Genomic DNA, 8,823 nt, shown 5'->3' with positions numbered 1-8,823 from the left:
CCAGCCAAGCCAGGCATCGGCACGGGCAAAGGTGCAGTGGACCAGATCGATGCGCTGTTGCTGGTCAAGTGCGTGGAACACCAGGCCCACGTGTTGCCCGACGGTACGGGTGACACACGCCTGGAAGGCGAACTCACGCTGGCCGCGATTGAGCAGCAGACGTACCTGTTCCCCCGGTTTCAGCTCTAGGCCTTGCTGCACCTGCAGGCCGACACCGCCATCGGAGTAATCGACCAGGGTGCAGGGGTAGGCATGACCGCTGGCCAGTACCAGCCCCGCCGGCAAGCGCATCTGCACGCGGTGGGCACGGCGCACCTGGCGCACTTCGGCGGCCACGGCAACGGCGGCGCCAATGATCAGCAGGTTGTAGATCACCCACAGCGAGCTGACGATCACCGTGCCGATTTCTGCCGTGGGGCCGGTGAACAGGCGCCACACGGCAAAGCCCAGGCCAACCACGTTGAGCGCCGCCAACCACAGGTAAGGCTGGGCGATACGCCAGTCGAACTGCGCCTGCTCCATCAGGCCGCCTTTGGCGGTGACGTTGAACTTGCCCTTTTTCGGCGCGAACAGCGCCACCGTGGTCGGGCGGGCGATGTACCAGGCCAGCACGGTCTCGTACACCTCGCCCCAGAAGGTTTGCCGGTACTTGCCCTGCATGCGCGAGTTGGTCAGGCTGGCGTGGATCATGTGCGGCAGCACGTACAGCAGAATCATCAACGCCGGTGCGTAGATGATGTAGGCATGCAGCAACAGGAACGCCAGCGGCGCGGTCAGGAATATCAGCCGTGGCAAGCCGGCCAGGAAGTGCAGCATGGCGTTGGCATAGCACACCCGCTGGAACAGGCTGAGCCCACGCCCGAACAACGGGTTGTCGGTGCGGAAGATCTGCACCATGCCACGGGCCCAGCGAATGCGTTGGCCAATGTGCGCCGACAGGCTTTCGGTGGCCAGGCCCGCGGCCTGCGGAATGCTCAGGTAAGCCGACGACCACCCCTGGCGGTGCATGCGCAGGGCGGTGTGGGCGTCTTCGGTCACGGTCTCGACGGCAAAACCGCCGATGCTTTCCAATGCGGTGCGGCGCAGCACGGCACACGAGCCGCAGAAAAACGCCGCGTTCCACATGTCGTTGCCATCCTGAATCAAGCCGTAGAACAGTTCGCCTTCATTGGGGCGACGGCGGAACGAGCCGAGGTTGCGCTCGAACGGGTCGGGCGAGAAGAAATGGTGCGGTGTCTGCACCAGCGCCAACTTCGGGTCTTTGAGGAACCAGCCCACGGTCATTTGCAGGAAGGAGCGCACCGGCACGTGGTCGCAGTCGAAGATGGCGATCAGCTCGCTGTCGGTCACACCCAGCGCATGGTTGAGGTTGCCGGCCTTGGCGTGCTTGCTGTCGGGCCGCACGATGTAGCCCACCCCGGCTTCGTCGGCAAAAGCACGAAACGCATCACGGCGGCCGTCATCGAGGATGTAGATGCGCAGGCACTCGCGCGGCCAGTCCAGGCCCAGCGCGGCCAGTACCGTGGTGCGCACCACCGACAGGTCTTCGTTGTAGGTAGGAATCAACAAATCGACAGTCGGCCAGTGCTGCGGGTTGGCCGGCAGGTTGGCCGGTTTGCGCTGCAACGGCCAGCTGGTCTGGATGTAACCCAGGATCAATACGAACCACGAATAGGTTTCGGCCGCCAACAGAATCACCCCGAACACCAGGTCGGTGGTGTCGTTCCAGTTCAGGGTCGAGGTGTAGCGCCACCACAGGTAGCGGCACGAGATAATGGTCGACAGCACGATCAGCATCAGGGTCGGGAAGCGCCCCGGCATGTGTCGCACCAGCATGGCAATGCCCAGCAACAGGCAGATGAACATCAGTTGCGCCAGGTAGCCGAACGGTTCAGTCACGCACAGCAGGGCCAGGCTTGCGGCGCACACCGTCAACACGCTGTAGAACACCCGCCGGGCGAGCACGCTAAGGCCGCGCAGGCGTGCCGAGGCTTCGTGCCTGAAAGCACTGGCGCGGTAGCGCGCGGGCACCCGATGCAGTGCATCGATCAGCAGCCCTCGGTAATGGCGCCCAACCTGGCCAACACCCCGCAGTCGCAAGCGCACTGCGCCCCATGCTCGGCGGCCAGGCCCTGTTGTGCGTGCCACCGGTTGACGGCGCACCAGCAACCACAGGCTCTGGATCAGCAGCCGTAGCGGGTCACCCAGGCTCGGGCGCTTGCCTGAAAGCTGCGGGTACAGGCGTTGGCGTTCGGCCAGCAATGCCTGCCAGGCGGGTGACTCCAGGCGCAGGAACAGAAAGGCCAGCCACACGCCCAAGGTAAACAGCCAGGCAACCGGTAGCCGCGCACCACGGGCGGTGAACCACGTATAGGCCGACACAGGAGTCAAGGTCACGGCCCGCGCCTCGTCAGGCAGCGTACCGCCAGGCTTTGTACGTCCCGGCAGGCCAGGCTCTGCGGGGCGTAATGGCCAAGCGGCGCCTTGCACGCCAGGGCTTCGAGGAAGGCTTCGTCGCGGTGGACCACCTGGATCGGCAAGCGCTCACCGAACAGGTCGCGCCACACCATCAACAGGTCGCTCTGCAAACGGCTGGCCGGGTCGTAGCGATTGACCAGCAGCATGTCGTAGTGCTCAACCGGTCGGCGCCCGAGCAGCAGGTGGCTGGCCATTTCGGCCTCAGCCACCAGTACCCGCACATCGGTCTCGATGCCGTTGCCAGCGCTGTCGGCCAACGGTTGCGGCAGGTCGAACAACACCCAGTCGAACTGCTCAGTCAGCTCGGCCTGGCGAGCACGCCATGCCAGCGCGTCAGGCACAAGGTACCGCGAACTGCCAGGCAGGTTGCCGAACGGCAGCAGGCACAGGCCATCGAGCACCTCATACACAGCATCGCTGGCCGGCCGCCCTTCCCGCTCGGCCAGCGCCCAGCCCTCGGACGTATCCAGCGGCAGGTTGAAGTGCAGGCCGAGCAAATTGCTTGGGCACAGGTCAATCAGCAGCACCCGCTCGCCCATACCCTGCAGCGCATAGCCCAGCGCAGCCAACAAGGCGCTGCGCCCCAGGCCTCCGCGCACCCCGTGCAGGGCCAGGCTGGTCATGACGAAACGCCCTCGCGCTGCCTGACAGCCGCGTACAACCCGTCCTGGCTGCTGGCCCGACAGCTTTCACCCAGCAACGGCCAGCGCTGCAGGGCTTGCTGAACGCCCACCAGCATCGAGATGTCCTGGTAGTTCAGCTCGGGCATGTCCAGGTGCTGGCGCAGTTGGGCGATGTCGTCGCTGCGGTCGGACGGGTCTGCCTTGCCAGTGATCATGGGCGCTCCTTGGGGATGGGCTGCCAGTCAGGCTGGCCTTGCAGGCGCATGTAGGCGCGCCCCTGGTAATTCAGCACCTGCGCGCCGGCGGTTTCGGCAACCTGTTCGGTGGTTGGCAGGTCGGTCAGCAGGCCGGGCACATCCAGCACGTGCTGCTGGCCCAGGCCCGCGTACACACGGGAGATCAGCTCGGACAACGCCAGGTAACTGGTGGCTGCCGTGACCCGCAGCGGCTCGCTGCGGGCAGGTTGGCCCATGCCGATGAACTTCAGCCCGACTGGCACATGGGTAATCGACGGCGTGGGGATTTCGCGCATGCCCGACAGCTGCATGCGGTCGCCATGCAACGCAGCGCCATGCTCTGGAACAATGGCCACCACTACCCGGCGGCCACTGCGCTCCAATTCGTCGAGGAAGGTGCCAAGCTCGCCGAACAGGCGATTGGCGCGGGTGGCGTAGTCGGCCACGCGGGTACCGCCGTCGGCGGTGACGATACGGTTGCCGTCATGCAGGCTGATGCTGTTGTAAAACAGCGACACATGCTCATTCGCAGTGCTTTTGCGTTGCCCCCACCAACGGCGCAATACCTCCAGGTCGCTGGCGATCGGCGAGCCGTCGAAGCCCACCAGTGCCCTTGGGAAGTCGGTATTGCGCATGCCCGGTTGTGGCATGCGCTGCTGGGTAATGTCACCGATGAAGTTGTCGAACCGGCCACTGTGGTTGAGCAAAGTGTTGCTCTGGAAACCCAGCCGGGCCAGGTTCTGGAACAACAGGCACTGCTCCGGGACAGGCTGGTACAGGCCAGCATGCGACGACTGCCCACAGCTGGCACGCAGCACGCGAATGGCGGCTGGGCCGCTATAGGAAGTTGCCGAGTTGAACTGGTCGAAGACCACGTCCATGCGCGACAGCAACGGGTTGTCGCGCAGCCCCACGGCGGACAGGTCATCCCAGGCCAGCGAACAGATGTTGATCACCAGCAGGTCGAACGGCTGTTCATCGGCATTCACGGCAGGAAACGCCGTTACCCGCTCGCGCTCGCTGGCGAAGAAGCGCTCAAGCCAGCTGTCGAGCGTGGCATTGTCAGCGGCTGCGGTGGTGGGCAGCGGTTCGGCCGGGGTGCTCGCCACCACGCCGGGCGCCTGGCCCGCCCCCAGCGATGGCAAGCCGCCAGCTGCCAACCAGGCCAGCCCCAGCAGGCTCAAGGTGCTCAGGCGCAGCCAATGGCGCAGGTACAGGTAACCCACCAGCAACAGCGTCAGCGCGCCCAACAGGTTCCAGTTGACGAAGCGGCCCAGCAGTTCAAGCAGGTAGTCCCACGAAAAATCCAGCACCCCCGGCTGCGCCAACAGGCGGCTGAAGGGTGGTAGCCAAGTGTCCTGGTAGAACAGCGCGATTGCGATGGGTACCGCCAGCAGTTGCCGGGCAATACGCAGCCACTTGCCCGGCAACGGGATCAGCAGAAACGCAGCGAACAGCAGGTTTGGCAATGCCTGGAAGTCGAGCATGCCAAGGGCGACCAACAAAAATTTGGCAAAAAAATAGAGGTTCCACCCTCCCAGTCCAGGCCAGCGGGCCAGTACCGGGAGGGTGACGGTGGTATTAGTCATTCTGGGGGTCCTGGCGTACAGCGCGGTGGCGTACGCCCAGCGGTTTCAGGTAACGGGGGGAAAGGCGACGGCGCAACCAAGTGCGCAGGGCCGCACACAGGCGCAACATCAACAAGGCCAGGCCCAATGTGACCAGGGCTGTAATGCCGACCACCTGCAGCAGTTGCACGAAGTTCATGCGCGCCCCCGCTTGGCCAGAGCGACCTTGCGCGGGGCCAGTGCCGGCCACGCCTGTGCCTGCCGCTGCACCACCGGATCGGCCCGGGGTGGCTGTGGCAAGCTGCTGTCGAGAAACGCCGGGGCGGCCAGGCTGTCGAGGTCGGCAAGCACCTCCTGGCTAATGAACAGCTCTTTCCACGACAGTTGGAAGATGTGATCCAGTGCTTGTTCGACACCTTCGCAGCGGCAGGCGAACAGGAACAGGAACAACACCTCGCCAACCACGCACGCAATGTCGCCATCACGGCGGAACACCGTGCGCGAGCAAGCCTGCAGTGGGGTCAGCCCAGGCGCCGGGTGCAGCACCAGTAACTGGTGGACGATTTCACCGTGACGCACACCCTGCCACATGGTTTGCACCGCTTCGGCGAATGCCCGGGGTGCCACCAGCCCGCAGATGGCCTGCGGCCGCAGGCGGGCCAGCAAGGCATCGAAGTCACTTGGCAGGTGCCGGCGCCAGACATAGCCCTGAATGCTTTCGACCATGGTCAAAAAGCGCGACAAGCTGGCGCCGAACGGCACGATCTGGGTGGCGCCGCAGGCCAGCAGCAGTTGTTCGTCCTGGTAACGCAGGGTGGGTGCCATTTCGCGCACCACCAACTTCAAGGCATTGCCACGCCGCTGGCGCAGGCGGTGCAGCTGGCGCGCCAGGTGGTCCAGGCGCTGCCCACCATCGATGGCGAAGATTACCGTGGCAGAGACCGCACGGCTGGCCTTGGCGCTCAGTTCATCAAGGCTTTCGCAGACCTGCCAGTGCTCGGAGAACGCGGGTGCGCCTTCCAGTACTGGGCGCTGGGCCAGGCACAGCAGCTCATCGCCACCGGTGTCGGCTGGCACCTGCGGCGCTCCGGTAACGGCAAAACCCGCATTACGGCGCTCCAGTTGCAGTTCACACGCACCAGCCTTGCCGAGCGGGTTGCTCCAGAAATGCTGCAGGTAGCGCACCCCACCTTTGCCACGGTACACCTGGGCCAACCCGTCCACGCTTTGATTGACTGCACGCAGGCGCTCGACCAGGGCGGTACCCTGCCCGCCACTGATGACCAGCAGCAGCGCTGCCTCGGCCACCAAAGCGGGGCGCAGGGCATTGCACCAGTGCTCGACTTCGGTGCCCGCCCAGGCATCGGCCGGTGCCAGCAGCACCAGCACACGCCCAGGGGCATCGAGACGGGGAAGATCATGCAACAGGTAGCGGGTGGCACGCGGGTTGGCTTCATACAGCGCCAGCTCGGCCGGGCCGCATGCGGCGTCGAGCGCACCCAGCACGTCATCCATGGCTTGCGTTTCGGCAATCAGGGCTGCCCTGGTATGAGCGGGCATGCCTTCGACCACCTGGCGGCATAGCAAAGTGGCGTCTTCGGTGGCGTCACAGGCTAACCAATACAATCCTTGCTGATGAAGCTGGCTACTCTCGGCGCTCAGGCCGGAAATAGCCAACAACGGCATTGCATACGTCAAAACACTGGCTCTGCTAAGTAAATCGAAAGGGCTTGAAAGGAGAATGTGACATGCCCGCTGAGGAAGCCTCATGAGCTACGTCAATAAAACGACAAAAACATCACGAAAGATAAAAGCGCGTCAATCCTACAGCACCAAGGCAATTTGCAATCAGACGAAAATGTAATCAATTGCAAAGTTTTGTTAACAGACGCCCCGCAGGCGGCCCTGCACAGCGCTTGATGTGATGCACTTTGCCTGCATCGGTGCTGGCTGCTGAAGGCGAATCCCGCGCTGTGCTGTATGGTTACCGGTTAAGTAAAAATCGATATTCCGGAGACAAGCATGCTTGGTATCTTTGAGCGCAGGCTCGACCCCTTCCCGCCCGACGAGGTGCCACCGCCGCCAATGGGGCTGGTGCGCTTCATGTGGGCCTGCACCCGCGGCGCCCGTGGCTACATCCTGGCGCTGGCACTGCTCAGTGCCGGGGTATCGATCTATGAAGCCTGGCTGTTCGCCTTCCTCGGCCAGGTGGTCGACCTGCTTTCGGCGTGGCAGGCCGGCGGCACCGTCGGCCCCGACGAAAGCCGCGTACTCTGGGGCATCGGCATCGTCCTACTGGTTAGCGTCGGGCTGGTGGCGCTGCGCACCATGGTTCAACACCAGGTGCTGGCAATCAACTTGCCGCTGCGGCTGCGTTGGGACTTCCACCGCTTGATGCTGCGCCAAAGCTTGTCGTTCTTCTCTGACGAATTTTCCGGCCGGGTCACCACCAAGGTGATGCAGACAGCACTGGCAGTGCGCGATGTGCTGTTCACACTCATCGAAATCCTCCCTGGGATTGGCGTGTACTTCATCGCGATCATTGCCCTGGCCGGCGGTTTCGCCCTGAAACTCATGTTGCCATTCATCGCCTGGGTCGTGCTGTTCGGTTTGGCGATGCTGTATTTCGTACCGCGCCTGGGCAAAGTCGGGCAGGAGCAGGCCAACGCCAGGTCGTCGATGACCGGGCGGGTGTCCGACGCCTATACCAACATCACCACGGTGAAGCTGTTCTCCCACTCCAACCGCGAAGCGCACTTTGCCCGTGCGGCCATGGAAGACTTCAAACAGACCGGCTTTCGTCAGATGCGCCTGGTCAGCCAGTTCGAAATCGTCAACCAGGCGCTGGTGGTGGGTTTGATCATGGGCGCCGGGGGCTATGCACTGTGGCTGTGGCACCAGGGCCAGGTCGGCACCGGGGCGGTGGCGGCAATTACCGCCATGGCCTTGCGTATCAACGGCATGTCGCACTGGATCATGTGGGAGATCACCTCGCTGTTCGAAAACATCGGCACCGTGCAGGACGGAATGGCCACCCTCACCCGCGGCCCCAAGGTGCAGGATGCGCCAGATGCTACCGAGCTGGTCACCACCGGTGGCGCGGTGAGTTTCGACAAGGTCAGCTTCAACTACAACGGCGAGCGCCAGGTGCTCAACGACCTCAGCCTTAACATTCGCCCAGGCGAAAAAGTCGGGCTGGTGGGTCGCTCCGGTGCGGGCAAGTCCACCTTGATCAACCTGTTGCTGCGCTTCTACGACGTGGACAAGGGGGAAATCCGCATCGACGGGCAGAACGTGGCCAAGGTCACGCAAGACAGCCTGCGCAATGCTATCGGCATGGTGACCCAGGACACCTCGCTGTTGCACCGAACGATTCGCGACAACATCGCCTATGGCCGCCCCGATGCAACCGAGGCGCAGATCCGCGCCGCTGCAGCCAACGCCCAAGCCGATGGATTCATCGGCCAGCTCAGCGACCGCCAGGGCAACAGCGGTTACGACACACTGGTGGGGGAGCGCGGCATCAAACTGTCAGGTGGCCAGCGCCAGCGCATCGCCATTGCCCGGGTCATGCTGAAGAACGCACCGATCCTGCTGCTGGACGAAGCCACCAGCGCGCTGGACTCCGAAGTGGAAGTGGCCATTCAGGAGAGCCTGGATGAAATGATGCAAGGCAAGACCGTGATCGCCATTGCCCACCGTTTATCGACGATTGCCGCCATGGACCGGCTGATCGTGATGGATGAAGGGCACATCATCGAGCAAGGCACCCACACCGAACTGCTGGCGAAGAATGGCACCTATGCGCGGTTGTGGCAGCACCAGAGCGGTGGCTTCCTGGGGGAAGACCAGGGTGTTGCAGAGGCTGTGGAGTAGGCCTGCTATTGGTTGGGGCCGCAGGGCGGCCCCAACTGTTGT

The 8,823-nt window shown here is 63.7% G+C and carries 7 protein-coding genes; 1 reads left to right on the top strand and 6 read right to left on the bottom strand.

What is annotated here, in order from left to right; translation table 11 throughout:
* The 6 genes from bcsA to bcsE form a co-directional block, all read right to left on the bottom strand.
* The coding region (gene bcsA / locus APH42_RS15655; protein WP_060493698.1) for a UDP-forming cellulose synthase catalytic subunit at nt 1–2,397 on the bottom strand (2,397 nt) is incomplete at its 3' end.
* The gene (bcsQ, locus tag APH42_RS15650; protein WP_012272819.1) at nt 2,394–3,101 is read right to left on the bottom strand and encodes a cellulose biosynthesis protein BcsQ; all 708 of its coding nucleotides are present in this window, start codon (nt 3,099–3,101) and stop codon (nt 2,394–2,396) included. The genes bcsA and bcsQ, both read right to left, overlap by 4 nt.
* Nucleotides 3,098–3,316, bottom strand: a complete 219-nt coding sequence (gene bcsR / locus APH42_RS15645; protein ID WP_012272820.1) for a cellulose biosynthesis protein BcsR — start codon at nt 3,314–3,316, stop codon at nt 3,098–3,100. The genes bcsQ and bcsR overlap by 4 nt, the downstream gene beginning before the upstream one ends.
* Complete coding sequence (gene bcsG, locus APH42_RS15640; protein WP_060493697.1) at nt 3,313–4,926, bottom strand: cellulose biosynthesis protein BcsG; 1,614 nt, start codon at nt 4,924–4,926, stop codon at nt 3,313–3,315. The genes bcsR and bcsG overlap by 4 nt, the downstream gene beginning before the upstream one ends.
* On the bottom strand, nt 4,919–5,104 hold the full coding sequence (bcsF, locus tag APH42_RS15635; protein ID WP_060493696.1) for a cellulose biosynthesis protein BcsF: 186 nt from the start codon (nt 5,102–5,104) through the stop codon (nt 4,919–4,921). The genes bcsG and bcsF overlap by 8 nt, the downstream gene beginning before the upstream one ends.
* Nucleotides 5,101–6,591: a cellulose biosynthesis protein BcsE gene (gene bcsE, locus APH42_RS15630; protein ID WP_060493695.1), complete on the bottom strand. Its 1,491-nt coding sequence runs from the start codon at nt 6,589–6,591 to the stop codon at nt 5,101–5,103. The genes bcsF and bcsE overlap by 4 nt, the downstream gene beginning before the upstream one ends.
* A gap of 336 nt (nt 6,592–6,927) precedes the next feature.
* On the opposite strand from bcsE, the gene APH42_RS15625 reads away from it, so the two are divergent.
* Nucleotides 6,928–8,781: an ABC transporter ATP-binding protein gene (locus tag APH42_RS15625; RefSeq protein WP_012272824.1), complete on the top strand. Its 1,854-nt coding sequence runs from the start codon at nt 6,928–6,930 to the stop codon at nt 8,779–8,781.
* Nucleotides 8,782–8,823: the final 42 nt, after the last annotated feature.

Source organism: Pseudomonas sp. NBRC 111140 (genome assembly GCF_001320885.1).
Classification (GTDB): Bacteria; Pseudomonadota; Gammaproteobacteria; order Pseudomonadales; family Pseudomonadaceae; genus Aquipseudomonas; species Aquipseudomonas putida_P.
Note: the sequence above shows the minus strand (reverse complement) of the source record. Positions and strands in the feature narration are given on the sequence as shown.

Bases quoted from the DNA above. Each gene is read 5' to 3' on its own strand.
- bcsG (WP_060493697.1), bottom strand. From the start codon at position 4,926: ATGACTAATACCACCGTCACCCTCCCGGTACTGGCCCGCTGGCCTGGA.
- APH42_RS15625 (WP_012272824.1), top strand. From the start codon at position 6,928: ATGCTTGGTATCTTTGAGCGCAGGCTCGACCCCTTCCCGCCCGACGAG.
- bcsR (WP_012272820.1), bottom strand. From the start codon at position 3,316: ATGATCACTGGCAAGGCAGACCCGTCCGACCGCAGCGACGACATCGCC.
- bcsF (WP_060493696.1), bottom strand. From the start codon at position 5,104: ATGAACTTCGTGCAACTGCTGCAGGTGGTCGGCATTACAGCCCTGGTC.
- bcsQ (WP_012272819.1), bottom strand. From the start codon at position 3,101: ATGACCAGCCTGGCCCTGCACGGGGTGCGCGGAGGCCTGGGGCGCAGC.
- bcsE (WP_060493695.1), bottom strand. From the start codon at position 6,591: ATGCCGTTGTTGGCTATTTCCGGCCTGAGCGCCGAGAGTAGCCAGCTT.